We start from the raw sequence: 16120 nt of genomic DNA on the forward strand, positions 1-16120 counted from the left end.
GTGGGGAGGTGCCGACCCACAGCAGATCGACGCGGGCCCGGTCCGGGGCACTGGTGGCGGAGTGCGCGGCCACGGCCTGGATCCGAACGCCGGAGTAGAGGTAGGGGGCGCTGGCGGCGGGGCCCAGGGAGAAGTACTGCGGCCACCGGGTGCGGCCGGCGCCGGTGGTCTCGGCGAGCCAGACGTCGCGGCCCAGTGCCACCAGGGCCTCGGTGTCGGCGGCGCTCAGGTCGCTTGGGTGCAGCCGGGCGAAGGCGGCCTGCACCGCGACGTCACCTGCCGGGCCGTCACCGACCGCCGGGACACCGGAGGGCACTTCCGTCGACACAGCGGACGGGCTGGGTGGCGCACTGGTCGGCGCGGCGGCCGGCAGGGCACCGGCCGGGAGTGGGGCGGTTGTTGGGGCGAGGGTCGCAGCGGTGGCCGGGGCGGCTTCGGCCCGGGCCGACGCGGACGGCGCACCGCCGGTGGAGTGGTGCGGCTTCGGGCCGGCGGGCAGCAGCAGGGCGAGGCCGACCGCGAGCAGAACGATCGCGCCGAGCTCGGGCAGGAAGCGGGGCAGTTTCTTCACGGGGGCCTCTCAGGAGATCGGGCGGGCGCCGCCCGCGTAGTCGTAGTTCCAGACCGCGGCCTGCTTGACCACGTCACCCGGCTTCGGGGCGTTGATCATCTGACCGCCGCCGATGTACAGGCCGACGTGGTAGATCCCGTCGGCGTTGCCGAAGAAGACCAGGTCACCGGGCAGGAGCGCGGAGACTCCTGCCGAGGCGGGGATGCGCTGGCCCACTCCGGTCTGTTCGGAGGCAACACGAGGCAGATTGATGCCGGCCTTCGCGAACGCGAACACCATCAATCCGGAGCAGTCGAAGCCGTTGACCAGCCGGCCGTCCTGGCCGCCGTTCGAGCAGCAGATGCCGGTGGTCGGACCGCTGGCGTCACCGCCGCCCCAGGAGTACGGCTGGCCGAACTGGCTGGCGGCCGCCGCGATCACCGTCGTCACCCGGTCGGACGGGGCCGGGCCGCTGGGCGGGGTGCCGCCGAGGTCGGTGTACTGCCGCATCCAGCGCACCACCTCGTCCACGTACGCCGAGCTGTTGTTGTAGCGAAGGATCGAGGTCCTCAAGATGTTCGGGTCCGTCAGGTCCTTGCCGTCGTCGCACAGGTACAGCGCCGCCGCCAACGTCGCGTCATCGGCGTTGTTCGGGTTGGCACTCGCCCCGCTGTCCTGCGGACGGACCCGGGCCGCGTACGCGGCGAACGTGCTCGGGAGGAACTGCATCGGCCCCACCGCTGCGTCGTACGTCGCATTGCCGTCCCAGCGGCCGTGGTCGGTGTCCATCACCGGCGTCGTGTTGCCGCCAGCACCGCTGCCGTCCAGGATCGGCCCGATGATCGGCGGGGTGATGAGACCGGTGCCGGCGTCGATGCTGTGGCCGGCCGCGTGCCCGGACTCGACCTTGCCGACCCCTGCCAGGAGCTGCCAGGTCATCCCCTTGCACTGCGGATCCAGCTGCCCGACGGCGGAGGCCGCCCGGACGTAGGCGCTCATCATCCGCGCTGGGATGTCGCTGACCGCGCCGACCGGCGTGGTGGTGCCAGGGTTTTGACCGTCGATCATGCTGATCACCGAGACCGCGCCCAGCAGCACGGCCCCGCACACCAGCGCCATGCCCAGGCAGCCGAGCTTCCGGAAGATCTTGAACACCGTCACCACCCCCCGCTGCCGAAGGCCGTCCTGCGACGGCCACCGGCAGCCGGTCCTTCGTGCCGACCGCAGCCGGTCGCCACGAAGGCCGTGCTGACCGGCTGCTGGCGGGCGCCCCGGTCCGCGGCGCGCCTCACGACTCGTCACCGGCACCGTCGGCCGACGGCCCGGGCCGCACAGCGCCGTCACCGCCCGGCGCGTGGCCGAGGTGGCGGCGCATCCGCAGCGCCTCGATCGAGGTGCCGTCGGGCGAGCGCAGAACCTCCGGGCCGACCCGTCGCAGAACGTCCAGGTCCAAGCCCTCCACCGCGGGCGCCTCGGGCGACGAGGCGCTGGGCCAGGTCAGCCCGGAGGCGAGGATCTCCCCGGTATCGGGGTCCACGACCATTCCCGGCTCGTCGTTGACCACGATCGCCGGGCGGGAGGGCGGCACCACGCCGGGCCCCAGGGCCGACCGGATGTCGGACGGGCCGTGGTCGCTCGCCCCCCAATCGACCGGCTCCGGGCGGGCTACCTCGCCGGCCGACGTGCTCGGGGTCTCACCCCGGACGAGGGAGCCGGCGTGGTCCACGATCCCGCCCTCGCCGCCGTACCCGGCAGCCCCATCGTCGTGGCCGCTGAACGTCACCGAGACCGTCCCGGGGCGGTCGCCGTCCCGGCTGATCACCGAGCCGGCGTCGCCGTCGGGGACGAGCGTGCTGTCCGACGCCCTGTCGACCGGGTCCCAGGCCGTGGTGGTGGCGGAGTAGGACGGGCGCGCCGCGAAGGCCTCCGACACGGCGGCGGGATCCGCGCCGTACAGGAAGTGCGAGGCCGCGATCAATGGCGCGGCAGCCAGGTGCGCCCCGTGCACATCGCCGAAGGTCGCCGCGTGGTGGTAGACGTGGTTGTAGCCGGCCTGTACGGCGTTGTACCCCGACTGCGCGGCCCGGTAGCCGCTCCGGACGGCGTGGCCGGTAAGGACGGCCCCCTGCTTCTCGTCGTCCCACCAGGCCTTGCGAACGTTGGAGTAGTGGTCCCACTGGTGGCTGACGTTCTGCCACGCCGCCGCACCGGCACGGTTGATCCGGGTCAGGGTGGCCGGGGCACCGAGCGTCGCGTTGAACCCGAGCTTGCCGACCTGGCCGGCGCGGATCGCCAGGCGACCGGCCCGGGTGTTCAGCAGTGTGTTGTGCAGCGCGTGGCCGGCCGGGGTGAGGCCGTGGGCGGGCATCTGCTGCTGGCGTCCGAACGGTGGCCTGCCGCCGCCCGCCGGGCCGCCGCCCGCCGGGCCGGCGCCACCGGGGCCATGACCGCCGGGCCCTGACGGACCGCCGGGCGGGTGGATTCCGCCCAGCGGGCCGCGGGACCCGACAGGCTTGAGGCGTCGGGCCAGCTTGTGGGCGGGAAGCGGGTTTCCGGCAACCAACTGGTGCGCGGCATGGAACGGCAGCGCCAGGGCCGCCATGCCACGCCGGACCTCGCCGTAGGCGCCCATGGCCATCGCACCGGCGTTCATGCGCCCCAGCCCCGGGTCGGCGATCGCGGCCAGGCCCTCGGCGATCCGCGCCTTGCGCATCAGCGCCCCGTGCACGGCCGAGCCGCCGCCGAACAGCCCGCCCCCGGCGAGCAGCCCCAGGCCGGCCCGCCCTGCGCCGATCGCTCCCGCACCCGCGGAGTTGGACAGAGTGCCCATGGCCTGGGACATGGCCAGCGCCATCCCGGAGTTCTCGCCGAGCCACAGGCTGCCGCCGATCTTGGCGTAGCGCATGCGGTTGGCGAACCTCTCGCCCACCTGGCCAGCGGCCGAGAAGAGCCTGCGGTGCAAGACGAGCAGCACGAGCGCGAACCCGTCCAGGATCAGGAGGCGCTGGATCACCACCGTGTTCTGGTTGTCCGTCATGATCTGGTTCGCGCCCAGGGCGAACAGCGGCAGCATGATGCTGACCGCGAACTCCGTGACCACGGACGTCAGGAAGATCCCCAACCACTTCCACAGGACCGAGCGGTTGCCGCCGGGCAGCATTGCCCAGACCATCGCCGGCGCAGTGAGCGAGGCCGCGGTCACGTCCGCGAACTGAGTGCCGACATGAACCAGGCACATGCCGAGCACGACGATCGCCACGATCAGGACCGCCACCAGCACCAACAGCGTTCCGCCGACGCGGTCCCAGTTGCTGTTCACCGCGAAGTCGTAGGCCGCCTGCCCCTCAGGGCCGTGCGTCTTCAGATCGGCCTTCATGTCCTCCCAGCCGCTGGTGGCCGGGCACAGCGCATCGTCCCCGGGCATCCAGTCGGTCCAGCCGTCGCCGCAGGAACCGGCCTTCTTGCCCTTGAACTCACCGTGGATCCACTTGCGGTGGGTCTCGGCGATCGCCCGCACGTTCGCGTTCGAGGAGTTCGGGTCCGGGATGAACCCGTACTGGAGCAACTCGTACGGCTGGACGACCAACGTCCTCGTCAGAACCATCCGCATCGGGCAGGACGGGTCGTTCTTGTCCTGGTCGCTCAGGCACCCGGGGTCCGGGCCGTTGACCCCGGCGGCCATCTGGCTCACCTCGTGGGCAGCGGCCTGGGACTGCATCAGCGGGCCCTGCTCGCCCAGCACACTGCGAGGGGTCAGGGCCGGCAACAGCACCAGCGTGGACAGCAGCAGGGTGATCAGCATCTCGCCCGCACCGCGTCCGACCTTGCCGCGCATGATCAGCACGCACCCGAAGGCCACCCCGGCCGCCAGGAACAGCGCGTACAGCGCCAGGTCGTTCGCAGCGGCCTGGAAGAACGCCGCGTTCAACTTCTGGGCGGTCTCCACCAGCGTCTTGACCACGGGGAAGTTGAAGACCCACTGGCAGGCCCAGCACATCAGGCCGACCAAGATCCGTACCAAGGCAAACCCGGAGCCCAGCAGCAGGTTGCACACGTGCGACCTGATGTCGGTGGTGCCGCCGTCCTCCGACTTCAGGTCGTAGTTGTCCAGCGGCACGCCCTCCGAGGAGATGACGTTGAGGGGGGCCAGCACGCCGCCCTGCTCGCCGCTGCCGTCGTCCGCCCCGGCGGCCGAGGCCCCCGCGAACAGGAACAGCAGCACCATCCCGCCGGTCAGCAGTGCCGTGCGCCGGCCCGGCCAGTAGTCCGCGGCGAACCGCCTGACCGACCGCCAGATCCGTGCCGCCCGCTGCGCACGACGCGCCAGCGGCGCCGGGAGAGTCGGGGCGTTCATCGCGCAACCGCCTTCCGGAGCGAGCCGCCAGCCGCGGCGGAGTTGGTGACGGGGGTGGTGAAGATCCCCTTGAACTTGGGCAGGGATGGGATGACGACCTGGATACGCCCGACCCGACCCCGGGTGTCGTGCAGGAGCATTTCGCCGGCCCGGTTCGGCTGGCCGTGGGGTGACAGCCCGCCGGTGACCAGCTGGACCAGGCCTTCGTCGTCCCCGGGCAGCCCGACGAACTCCAGGCCGCGGCGGGCCATCGCCTCGTCGGTGGTGCGGGCCAGGATCCGCTGCACGATCAGGCCGCGGATCGTCTCGTCACCGAGGTCCTCCGCGTCATGCCCGCCCGCGCAGAAGCCCGCGTTGTGCTTCCTGCCGTCGTGCGCCAACTCCTTGATCAGCGCGGAGCCCTCGGCGGAGGACGTCAGCCAGTACACCTCGTCGAAGATCACCGCGGCGAAGCGCGAGCGGTCCGTGAACGAGATGTGCCTGCTGATCGCGGCGATCAAGTAGAGGACCGCCCGGCCGATCAGCGCCTCCAGCGGCTGGGTGCGCAGCACCTCCGGCCGGCCCAGGCTCTCCTTGGGCGGCAGGCTCAAGCCGCTGGTGGTGAAGACGATCAGGTCGGCGGACAGGTCGGACAGCGACAGCGCGGGCAGCGACGGATCGAAGACCATCCGCGCGAGCCTCTGATCGGACACCGTGGACAGCAGGTCCAGCACGTCGGCGGCCGCGTCACCGCGGTTGCCGCCCTCTTCGGCGATCGACTGCAGCTCCTCCAGCACCACGCCCATGTGCGGGCGCCGACAGACAGCAGCGGCCCGGACAGCGCGGTTGAGCACCGCCCCGCCCGGCGACATCAGGTCGAGCTGAGTCTGGAGCAGCAGGTAGCTGAGCGCCGCCGCCTCTCCTGCCGCAGGCGGCAGCACCCGCAGCGGGTCGATGGAGACCTGCGCGTCGGCCGCGTCGATCACCTGGTGCCGGCCCGGCGCGGCGGTGGCCGCGAAAGAGGCGTACTCGCGCTGACTGGTGCGGTCGATCACGATCGCCCGGTGCCCGCGGTCAAGTAGGGAGCTGATGATCAGCTTCAGCAGAACGCTCTTGCCCGAGCCGAGGTCCCCCAGGACCGCAAGACTTGCCGCGATGTTGCTCAGCGGCGCCGCAGCCAGGTCCAAGTACACCGGCCGGGTCGTGCCCACATCCAGACTCTGACCGATCATCGGACCCGACTCGTCGCCGATCTCCGGCACGGTGAACGCCCCGGACATCGCCCAGTCCTCCGACAACTGGAACTGGGTGCTCTCCCGCGAGCGGAACGCGGCCAGCGCACCCGGAAGGCCCAGCTGGAACAGCCGCTCCTGCCCGCCCCTCGGCCGGATCACCCCGTAGTCGGCGCCGGTCAGACGCGCCTTCAGATCCCGGGCCCGCTCGTCGGCCGTCTGCGCAGCCGGCCCCCACACGCTGAGCACCGTGCGGGACTGCACCTCCAACTCCACGCTGGTGCGACCCAGCCGCGCCTCCTGCTCGCCCAGCACCTCGGCAGCGCCCTGCAACGAGTCCGGCATGCCGGTCGGGTGCGCCGCCCACTGGTCGGCCTGGTCCGCGAGCTCCCGCTTCTTTCGCGCGATGGCCCGCTTGGCCTTGCCGGCATCCACCAGCGTCAGGTCGACCACCGCGTCCACCGGGTACGGCAGGATCTCCAGCTGGGCCAGCAGGTCCGCCGAGCTCTCGTGCACCGCCTCGGGAATCTCCTCCAGCGCAAGGTGCGACTGGTAGCCGATCTGCTCCTCGGTCTCGACCTGGAGCCACAACTTCGACAAGGCACTGCCGCTGAATCGCGACCCGAACCAGTCGCGCACCCCGCCGCGCTCCTGCACGGACGAACCGTCCTGCTCCTGGCCGCCCTCCAGAAGCCGGACCTGACCCAGGCTCGCGTAGCCGGGGCTGCGCAGCTGGGCGCCGACGATCCGTCCGCCGTGGCGGCGGCTGGCCTCGGCGTCCGCGAGCAGCGGCTCGGCCATGCCGCGGTGCACGGCGTGCTGGTGGATCCACACAATCTCGGAGGGGCGGGCCGGGCGCAGCTCCAGACCCCCGCCGAAACCGGAGGCGACCTGCCGGGCCACTCCCCTATACACCTGCACCTCGCTCTCCGGCACCGCAGCTGCGGGCAGCCCGGCCTGCTCGCCGAACATCGCCCACACCGAGCCCTTCGCCTGGGCGAGCTGGGCTGCGCGGCCGGGAGCTTGGAGCGGCACGGCCAGCCAGATGGTGCGCCGGTGCATCTCGGCGCCCTCCAGCAGGTTCCACGCCGCCGTCGCGCTCTCCCACGTGCCGGGGTTCGCCTCCAGGTCGACGTCGCCGGCGACCCGCTCGGCGACCTCGCGCGGGGAGACCTGGGCGCACAGGCTGTAGATCCGCGCGGTGCCGGACAGGGAGCGGACCAGGGAGGTGACCCGGCGCAGCACGTCCTGGCGCTCCAGGTCGCCGGCGTAGCGCGAGCCGATCGGGGTGACCCGCCAGAACGCCCAGACGGTGCCGGTGGTCGACCAGACCAGGTTGCCGGAGAGGTGGCGGAAGGACGCCTTCACTGTGCGTCTCCCTTCTGGGTGTGGGCGGCGACGGCCGCGGCGAGCATCTGCTGCAGGGGAGTGAGGGCCGGGGCCGCAGGGTCCGGTCGGGGGAGCGGGGTCGGGGCAGCGGGGTCGGGCAGGCGGGACTCGAAGATGCTGAGCCTGCGATGGACCGGCTCCGGCTCGGCGGCCTCCGGGATGGCCGGCTGCGGGAGTTCGAACTCCTCGGGTGCGTCCTCGAAGGTGAAACAGCCGGTCAGCACGGCGGGGCGCATCGGGCGCACCGCGCGCGAGCCGATCCGGCCGTGGCGCGGAGAGACCATCAGCGAGACGGCGTCCGCCACCACCAGGAAGGGGGACCGGCCAGCGATCCGTGAGTGCCGCGCGGCCCAGATGGAGATCGCCCAGGCAACCACCGGCAAGGGGCCGACGACCGGCGCCCACCAGCTGATCGTCTTGATCAGGAGGAACGCCCCGACCGCGGCCACCACCAACTGCGGCGGCGTGTAGGGCCCGAGCGGGATCCTCCAGTCGCCCACCTTGCCCAGCACCCACGGATGCCGTCTGGCCTTGGTGTACGAGCGGCCGATCCTGGGACGCGCGGCGCTGCTCACGACCGGCCCGGCAGACCGGTGAGCGTGATGGGCAGCTCACGCTGCACCTGGCCCGCGCCCTGGATCGGGGCGGTGGTCTCGGGCCGGGTCTGGCTGTACTCGTCCTGGAACAGCATCGAGATCGAGTACCGGCCGGTGAACAGCGACCAGCAGATCACCAGGCCGATCGCCCCGCCGATCGCCGCCTTGATCGACATCTTGCGGATCGCGTGGACGATCACGATGGCGGTCAGAGCGATCATCAGACCGCTCGCCACCCAGTCGAGCAGCGTCTTCGCCCAGCTGTTGCCGAAGTTCTGGATGGCCCCGGAGAGCATGACGTCGTTCATCGGCTGGCCCCGATCGGCTTGGAGGACGGCGACACAGCGCCGGAGGAAGAAGGGGACGAGGACGCCGAGGCGGCACCGGCCGGGGCAAGCACCGCGATCTCCCAGCGCCCTGCCCGGGCAGTCAGCCGCAGCGGGTACTCCAGCGGCCACTCCCCGGCGCTGTCGGTCGCCAGGACGTCGGCCTGCACCTCCAGCGCCGTGCCGTCCGCCGGCGAGGCGGGCACTGTGGTGGCCGCCTCCAGCCCCTTCAGCGAGACCTTCGCGTAGGGCGCCATGTTCGGGGCCGGGATCTTCGCGGACGGTGCGAGGTAGCGGGTGCTGTCACCCACGCCGCTCAGATAGGCCGCCAAGAACCCGGCCACCGTGTCGCGCAGCGCACCGTCGGAGACCGGCGCACCGTAGGTCTTCGTCGCGGGGTCCTTGTCGGACAGCGCCGCCGGGGCCGACACCTGCGCCGGCGCTCCGGTGATCACCAGGGAGTCCGGCGAGCCGCCCGACCCGGTTGAGCGGACCATCGAGACCTGGACCGCGAAGTACCGCACGACCCGCACCGCAGCGTCCGCGCCCTGCGAAGACGCCCCGACACTCAGTGCGGGCGCTTGCGGGGCGCTCTGCGGGGAGGCTTGCGGGGACTGCCCGCCTTGCGGAGCGGCGGGCGGTAGCACGAGTGTGGCCGCAACGGTGACCTGCCAGGTCCGCCCGCCCAGCGGTGCGCTCCGCACCGCCACGGTCTTCTCGACCATGGCCGCTGCGCCGGTCACCTTCGGGAGGTCGACTCCGGGGGCCATGGCCCGCAGAGCGGCGGAGTCGGTGGCTCCGGCCGAGCGCAGCCACAGGTCGACGAAGCTCTCCGCATAGCCGGTCGGCGGAGCGATCACGATCGGTGCGGCGGCCGCGGCCGCGGGGGCGCCGCTCGCCATCTGCGGGACGGCGACGGCAACCGCCAGGGCCAGCGGGCCGGCCGCCAGGGCCGCCCAGATCCCTCCGCGCAGGAGGAGCGTGCGGACGCGGGAGCGGTGCAGCTCGGCGCCGGAAGCGATCGGGGAAGGGGTGTCCGGCGCGCGGTCGCGTCGGAAGGAGGTGGGGCTCACCAGGGACTCCAAGGGGTCTCAGCGGATGCTGTCGAGGGAGGAAACCCCGGACCCCTTGATGGACCCCTTGATGATCGAGACCCGCCCGATAACGACCTCGCAACGGGCCGCATCAAGACTCTGACCTGCTACTTTGATCCACCATCAAGGAAAGGAGCGCACACCTTGATGGTCCATCAAGGTGTGCCGCACCCACCCGCGGAGGGCATCAAGGTGCCCCGCCCCGACCACGGCGACGATTCCTTGACAGCCGCCCCGGGCCGTCACCGGACACCTTGATGGCTGCCCCGGAGGGTCGGCGGATTCCTTGATGCCCAGCGACAGCACCGCGCCGACGTGTGCAAGACCAGGCACCGCCGGACGGAGCCGGCCAGCGGGAAGCAGGGGGGAGGAGCAGCAACGGGCCAGCGACCAACCGGCCCGTCCCGCACCCGGGTCATGCGGACCACGACGCGGGTGCGCTCGGCCTGCGCCGCAGAGCGAGCCCGGTCGCCCGTGCGTGCGCTGCGGGGGGAAACCCGGCCGAGCGCCGACCCGGCCTGCGGGCCGCCCGGCCGCCTTGCGGTGCGGGGCGCACGGCTTCCGGCCCCGCACCGCAACGCCCGTCCCGCACCGCAAGCCCCGCTTGCGGCCCGCACCTCGCAAGCGCCGATTGCGGGCCAGCCCCGCAAAGCATCCCCGTCCCGCAAACCGTCCAGGTGCTTGCGGTGCGGACCATCAAGGAGCACCCGCCCCCTTGACGCACGCGGATGCGGATTCGTTATCTGGCGAACCTTGATCGTCAAGGGGTGTGTCCAGGAGTGCGGGGTTACCTCGGTCGCTGATCACCGCTGCCCGAGGAGCCCCCGATGGACCTGCCGCCCACCCTGCTGCCCAGCCTCAGCGCTGGCTGCCCCGCAGTGCTCGCGGTGGCAGCCACCGCCTACCTCCCCGCCGGCGCCTTCTACCTCACGCTGACCGGAGTCGACGCGGCCTGGCTGCGCCGGCTGCCTCGGCCGGCCACCCCCTTCGCCGCTGCCGCCACCTGGCTCGGGCTCGTACTCCTGTGGCCCCTGGTACTCGTCGCCCGGTGTGCCCGATCCCGGCTCCGCCGGGCCAGGTCGGCCGACACGGCCCCTCCCGTCCAGCCGCTCGCCGCCGTTCCCCACGCCCGCACCCCGGGCGAGCCCGCTGCGGCACCGATCCCGCCCAAGCCCGCGCACCCGCCCGTGCCGCCGCGCTGGTACTGCGAGTCGTACGCCGCCGTCCACATCGCGCTCGCCGAGGGCCGCACCGCCATCGCCCGCACCTGGGCGGGCTACCTGGCCGACGATGCCGCCACCGAGTTCGGTCTGGCTCACCCCTACACCCACGAGGCGTGGCTGCTCGTCGCCCGCACAGTCCGCACCGCGCTCGACGAGATCAGCGCCGCGCCCACGACGATCGACGCCCAGCGGATCGACGACCCGTACCGCCACTTCCTCTTCCCGCAGGCCCACAAGGTCCGGTCCTGGGACCCCGACCGCGACAGCGTCTACACCTCCGCCAGCACCACTTCCGCGGCGGTGGCCCGGTGACCGACTTCCTCACCGGCCTCTCCATGGACAGCGACGGCGCGCTCGCACCCGGCGGCCTCGACTACATCGAGTTCGACGCGCGACTCGCCCGCGACGGCTCCTGCCCGACCACCACCAAGGCGACGTACATGGCCCTGGCCACCTTCGCCAGCATCGAGGACCACCTCACTTTGACCGCCGAGGCGGTGGCGGCCTGGTCGAGCGAGGCCCGCTTCGCCCTCCTGCCCTATCGGCGGACCGTCGCCGAGTGCATCGGCCGCTCGGTCGACACCTTCGACCGGGCCGCCGCCGACCTGGTCGACCGTCAGTTCCTCCTCGTGCAGCCGCAGACCGCCCCCGGCAACCCCGCAGTACCCGACGCCAACCTCTACCGGATCGTCGACCGCGAGCGGTGGGCCCGTCAGCTCCTGGAGCGCGCCGCCGATCCTGCACCGGCACCGGTCCTCGGCCCCGACGGCAACCCGGTGCCCCGCGTCCACCGGACACCGGGCATCGACTACGTCCGGCTCGACGCCCGCATCGCCCGCACCGGCCGGCGCTCCCCGGTCTACAAGTCCGTGTATGCCGCCGTCGCGTCGTTCTGCCACATCCGCAGCCGCTCGATCACCGAGCGACCGCCCACCATCAAGGAGCTGATGGCCTGCACCGGACTGGGACGCACCGCCGTCACCGGGAACCTCGCCCAGCTTCGGGCCGACGGCGTCCTCGCCACCCAGGACAACTACACCCCCCGACACGACGGAGGAGGCCGACTCCCCTCCTCCTACTTCCTGCTCGACGCCCGCCTCTGGCGGGCCCGCGCGGCCGCCCGCGAAACCCGCGAGCTCGCCGCTTTCACCGGGGGGTGGCCGCACCAGCCGGACGGGGGTGGCCGCACCACACGGACCGGGGTAGCCGCACCAGCCGGACCAGGGAGGCCGCACCACGCGGACACCATTAAGAGCAGTAACAAGACCAGTGACAGCGAGCCCCTTCCGGACGCCCGAAGGGCCAGTACAGGTGGTAAAGCCGGCTCGGCTCGCCGCACCGGTGCGGGCACCCAGCCCAAGCCAAACAGCGGCTGCGCCGCGACGAAGAACCCCAAGCCCCGAACCAAGACGATCCGCACCACCACCTCCCGGCCAGTGCCAGGAGAGGACCAGGTGTTCGCCATGGTCGACGCCCTGGGCGTCAGTAATCACCCGGCCATCAAGGTCCCCCCGCTGCGCCGGGCGGTGCGCGAGCTTCTGTCGGCCGGCCGGACGCCGGAGCACGCCCTGAACCGGATCAACGCCGGCTGGTGGCGGGCCGGAGTCCCCGAGAAGATCGCCCGCCGGGAGATCCGCGGCCCGGTCGGCTACCTCGCCTCGATCCTGGCGGCCCAGGACTGCGAGCGTCCCGACTGCGAGCGCGGGGTGATCCTGGGCAGCGGCGAGGAGTGCCGGATCTGCGGCCTGCTGCGAGCGGAGCGGCAGGCCGATCGGGCCCGCGGCTACCTGGAGCAGACGACGGCCGAGCTCGACCAGGCCGCGGGCCGGCAGGACGAGTGGAACCCACAGGTCGCTCCCTCACCACGTGCGGTGCCGACCGCGGCAGTGGCGACCTGGCGGTGCGAGGCCCCTGGCCCCGATGGCTTCGGCGGCCCGCGTTGCGGGCGGCCGGGCACGGGGGTCCCGCCGGCCCTGCTGATGTGCCCGGACTGCCTGAGCTCGCTCCAGGCGGCGGTGCGGCGCTGACCCCCGGGTCCTCACCGCCGTGGAACCCGGGGCAGGCAACCTGGAACGCCCCGGGGAGACGGATCGTTCGGCCGGTAGCGACCGGGCCGAGCGGATAGCAGGAGCATGAGCGGAGCGAGTGAAGTCCTTGGCGGAATCGTCTTCTCCAGAGGGCCGTCGGGGTACAGGGAGGCAGACGGAACCAACGCCCTCTGCTTCCGCGACGAGCTGTGGCGGCTCAAGGGCTGGCCCTACGAGGAGGGCCCCGAGTGGGACCGCTTCCCCGACTGGATCCTCGACGATCTGCCTGCTGTCGTGGAGGCCGCCGGCCTCGTCCATGTTCCATGGGGCGGTGACGGTGCGTACGAGAGGCTGCGTCAGGAGTTCCACCCAGGGCTGGCGATGTTCCAGCTGAAGCAGCGTTCGGACGGGGTTGAGGCCCACCACGTCGAGTACGTGAACTCCGTTGCGCTGATCGGTCGCGTCTGGGACGCCTCCGGGCAGCTGGCGGACGAGTATGGTCCTTGCTGGCCGCTCCGGCCCGAGTACCTGCCGCGCTTCGATGCCCGGCTCGTGGCGGTATTCGTGGACGAAACTCAGCAGCCCCACGGGCAGAAACGCGACCGCTACCGGCCCGAAGCGCCGTGAAACCCCCACAGCACATGTGGAGTTGCGGGGCCGGCCGGTGGGTGGGCCGGTCGGCCCGGCGGCTGCCCGCCCGATCGCTACGATCAGCGCATGGCTGATCGCGTATCGGAGTTCCCCTCCCTCGACGGCACCAGGCTGTCCGGCACCATCGCGTCCACCGAACGCCCGCAGGGCCTGGCCGTGCTTGTCCACGGCGCAGGGGTCACCCGCGAGGAGGGCGGCTTCTTCTCCCGACTGGCTGCGGCCCTGGCCGCTTCCCGTATCCAGAACCTGCGCTTCGATCTGCGCGCCCACGGCGCCAGCGACGGTACCGAGCAGGACATCACCATCACCGGTGTCGCCAACGACATCCGGGCCGCGGCCGACCACCTGCGCACCGAGTCGGCGGCACCGGACCAGCCGGTCCACCTGATCGCCGCCTCGTTCTCCGGCGGAGCCGCCGCCCTGGTTGGAGCCCACTACCCGGCCACGGTGGACAAGCTGGTCCTGCTCAACCCCAGGCTCGACTACCGAGCGCGCTACATCACCTCCCGGCCCTACAACCGCGACGACTACCTGAGCGAAGACGCCGCCCGCGACCTGGACCGGCAGGGGTACACCGAGCGAAGCCCGTTCGCGCTCGGCCGGGCCCTGCTCAACGAGGTGCACTACCTCGACCCGAGCGCCCTCCTGCCCCGAATCACCGCAGACACCTTGGTGCTCCACGGTACGAAGGACACGTTCGTGCCCATCGACGACTCCCGCCGGCTCACCTTCGAGTTCGGAGGAGCGGCAGAGTTGATCGAGCTGGAGGGCGCGCAGCACGGCTTCGCGGTCCACGACGACCCGCAGTACCTCGACCCGCAGACCCAGGTCTGGCAGGCCCAGGTCATCGCGAAGGTCACCTCCTTCCTCACCGCCCGCTGACCTGACGGGCGGCACCGCCCGGGCCGGACGGTGCCGCCCGTCAGAGGACCGGCTGTGGGAAGGAGGGCGCGTCGCCCACTAGGCAGAGCGGGGGGCCGGCACCACGGCTTCCCGTACAGCCTGGCGCAGCTGACGCACCGCCGGTCGCCGTGCATGGCTGGCCAAGGCCGTCACGGTGCGATGCAACTCGGCGAGTGCCCGGCCGAATCCCGCCTCGGCGGCGATCGAGAGTGCGGCCATGCCGGCCCGCGCGGCTTCGTCTGGTTCACCGGCGGCCGCCAGGGCACCGGACATGGCCGCGGTGAAGAACGCCCGGTCCCTGGGCGCGAACGTCCCGGTGGCCAGGTACGAGCCGAACAGGTCGACGGCGCGGGCCGCCTGCCCGGCCTCCCGGTGGCACAGCGCGCTCTGCACCATGAGCCGTTCCAGGGTGTAGCCCTCGCCCAGGGGCCCGGTGCAGGAAGGCGGAGCGGTCGGCGGGGGAGCAGCCTCCAGTGCCTCGCGGGCCTGGCCGAGCAGCCTGTCGATCGGGGCGCCGCGGACGCCGGTGAGCGCCAGCGCGCGGGCCTCCTGCTGCAGGGCCTCGGCGCGGGGGCGGGGCGGCAGAGCCCACGGCCCGGCGTGAGCGGCGCGGGCGAGGTCGCGCATGCGAGCGGGATCGTCGTCTGCCGCCTGCGCCTTGCGGAGCAGCACGTAAGCGTGGAGCGCTCCGTCGCCGGCCATGGTGGCGAATTCCACCGCGCGGTCGTGCCAGTAGGCGGTGCGATCCGGCGGGGCCCCGGAGTCTCGGTACAGCCAGGCTGTGAACTCCGCCGCGCGCGCCCCGAGCACCAGCAGCTCGCGGCGGATGGCAGAACCCGACTCCCGGGCGCCGGTCTCGATCTCCGCCAGGATCGAGAGCGCCCGTGGGAGCGTGCCGCGCGGACCGAGCAGCGAGTCGGCGCGGGCAGCCTCATCCAGCGCGTCTCGAACAGCGAGCAGCGGAGAGCCTGTCGGCCGGGGGAGGGCACCGCCGGGGCCGGGCAGAGTCCGGCGTCCCGCGGGCCGGGCGGGCCGCACGAAGCCGAGCTCTTCCAGCGTCCTGCCGAAGATGGCTACCAGGACCTCGCGGGCGGCGCGGTTCGGCCAGCCCGGCCGGGGGGACTCCCAGCGGCGCACCTGGCGCACGGAGATCCCCAGCGGGGTACCGAGCTCACAGGCCCGGGCCTCGAAAGCCGCGGCGAACTCCTCCTGGGTGTGGAGGCCCAAGGCGACACGGGCGGCGAGGAACAGCGGGTTGCCGACGTCGGCCCCCACCTCCACCCGGTCCACCCCGTTCGCCTCCTCGCCCTGCCCGAACGCCTTCCTGACGGCGCACCAGTATCTCGGGGCAGCGGCCGATGTGTCCGGTGATCTGACCTCGACGCGCTCGCCCGGGCGCGGTGGACTGGGTGACCGACTGTCAGGAGGGAGCACCAGCCGTGCAGCACCAGCGCGCGCGGACGCCAGCACGCCGGCGCGCTGGTTCAGTCCTCCAGGACTACCTCGTACTCGACCCGGGTGGTGTCGCCCCGGCGGACGATCGGCAGGGCCACCTCGACCACCTCGTCCTCCGCGGTGAACATCCGCCGCGTCAGCTCCACCACCGGCACGCCCCGGCCGAGCCGCAGCACCTCTGTCTCCGCGTCGGTCGGCATCCGCGAGATCGCCCACTCGATCACCCGCTTGACCCGGATGCCCAGCGTGGCCAACTGAGCTTTGGTGCCGCCGGGCCACGGTTCGTTGATGGGGTCGGCAACGGGGGTGTTCTTGACGGTGTCCCAGCGCAGGTAACTGGT

13 protein-coding genes are annotated in these 16120 nt (G+C 72.5%); 4 read left to right on the top strand and 9 right to left on the bottom strand.

Features of this window, described 5'->3' with window-relative positions; genetic code table 11:
* From ACFW1A_RS23800 to ACFW1A_RS23830, 7 genes are all read right to left on the bottom strand, one after another.
* Positions 1–571, bottom strand: a 571-nt coding sequence (locus tag ACFW1A_RS23800) for a hypothetical protein (protein WP_380411265.1), incomplete at its 3' end; no start/stop codon positions are given.
* Positions 572–580: 9 nt separating this feature from the next.
* The gene (locus ACFW1A_RS23805; protein WP_380411268.1) at positions 581–1705 is read right to left on the bottom strand and encodes an NlpC/P60 family protein; all 1125 of its coding nucleotides are present in this window, start codon (positions 1703–1705) and stop codon (positions 581–583) included.
* 133 nt (positions 1706–1838) lie between these two features.
* Positions 1839–4904 (bottom strand): hypothetical protein, encoded by a 3066-nt coding sequence (locus tag ACFW1A_RS23810; RefSeq protein WP_380411272.1) that lies wholly within the window; start codon positions 4902–4904, stop codon positions 1839–1841.
* Entirely contained in the window at positions 4901–7483 is a 2583-nt protein-coding gene (locus ACFW1A_RS23815; RefSeq protein ID WP_380411275.1) for an ATP-binding protein, read from the bottom strand. The genes ACFW1A_RS23810 and ACFW1A_RS23815 overlap by 4 nt, the downstream gene beginning before the upstream one ends.
* Positions 7480–8079 carry a hypothetical protein gene (locus ACFW1A_RS23820; protein WP_380411278.1) on the bottom strand — a complete coding sequence of 200 codons (600 nt, stop codon included), beginning with the start codon at positions 8077–8079 and terminating at the stop codon, positions 7480–7482. Before ACFW1A_RS23820 ends, ACFW1A_RS23815 begins: the two co-directional genes overlap by 4 nt.
* Complete coding sequence (locus tag ACFW1A_RS23825; RefSeq protein ID WP_380411282.1) at positions 8076–8408, bottom strand: hypothetical protein; 333 nt, start codon at positions 8406–8408, stop codon at positions 8076–8078. Before ACFW1A_RS23825 ends, ACFW1A_RS23820 begins: the two co-directional genes overlap by 4 nt.
* Positions 8405–9499: a hypothetical protein gene (locus ACFW1A_RS23830; RefSeq protein ID WP_380411285.1), complete on the bottom strand. Its 1095-nt coding sequence runs from the start codon at positions 9497–9499 to the stop codon at positions 8405–8407. The genes ACFW1A_RS23825 and ACFW1A_RS23830 overlap by 4 nt, the downstream gene beginning before the upstream one ends.
* Positions 9500–10347: 848 nt before the next feature.
* Here ACFW1A_RS23830 and ACFW1A_RS23835 point away from each other — a divergent pair.
* The 4 genes from ACFW1A_RS23835 to ACFW1A_RS23850 all read left to right on the top strand — a co-directional run bounded on the left by ACFW1A_RS23835 (position 10348) and on the right by ACFW1A_RS23850 (position 14303).
* The gene (locus ACFW1A_RS23835; RefSeq protein WP_380411287.1) at positions 10348–11055 is read left to right on the top strand and encodes a hypothetical protein; all 708 of its coding nucleotides are present in this window, start codon (positions 10348–10350) and stop codon (positions 11053–11055) included.
* A complete protein-coding gene (locus ACFW1A_RS23840; RefSeq protein WP_380411290.1) occupies positions 11052–12770 on the top strand; it encodes a hypothetical protein in 1719 nt (572 codons plus the stop codon). Before ACFW1A_RS23835 ends, ACFW1A_RS23840 begins: the two co-directional genes overlap by 4 nt.
* 105 nt (positions 12771–12875) lie before the next feature.
* The gene (locus tag ACFW1A_RS23845) at positions 12876–13397 is read left to right on the top strand and encodes a hypothetical protein (protein WP_380411292.1); all 522 of its coding nucleotides are present in this window, start codon (positions 12876–12878) and stop codon (positions 13395–13397) included.
* Between the two features lie 90 nt (positions 13398–13487).
* Positions 13488–14303 carry an alpha/beta hydrolase gene (locus tag ACFW1A_RS23850; RefSeq protein WP_380411295.1) on the top strand — a complete coding sequence of 272 codons (816 nt, stop codon included), beginning with the start codon at positions 13488–13490 and terminating at the stop codon, positions 14301–14303.
* Positions 14304–14381: 78 nt separating this feature from the next.
* On the opposite strand, the gene ACFW1A_RS23855 is transcribed toward ACFW1A_RS23850, so the two are convergent.
* Both ACFW1A_RS23855 and ACFW1A_RS23860 read right to left on the bottom strand, forming a co-directional pair.
* The gene (locus ACFW1A_RS23855) at positions 14382–15614 is read right to left on the bottom strand and encodes an XRE family transcriptional regulator (protein WP_380411297.1); all 1233 of its coding nucleotides are present in this window, start codon (positions 15612–15614) and stop codon (positions 14382–14384) included.
* 194 nt (positions 15615–15808) lie between these two features.
* On the bottom strand, positions 15809–16120 hold a 312-nt coding region (locus ACFW1A_RS23860; RefSeq protein ID WP_380411299.1), incomplete at its 5' end, for a UTRA domain-containing protein.

Source organism: Kitasatospora sp. NPDC058965 (assembly GCF_042741245.1).
Taxonomy (GTDB): Bacteria; Actinomycetota; Actinomycetes; order Streptomycetales; family Streptomycetaceae; genus Kitasatospora.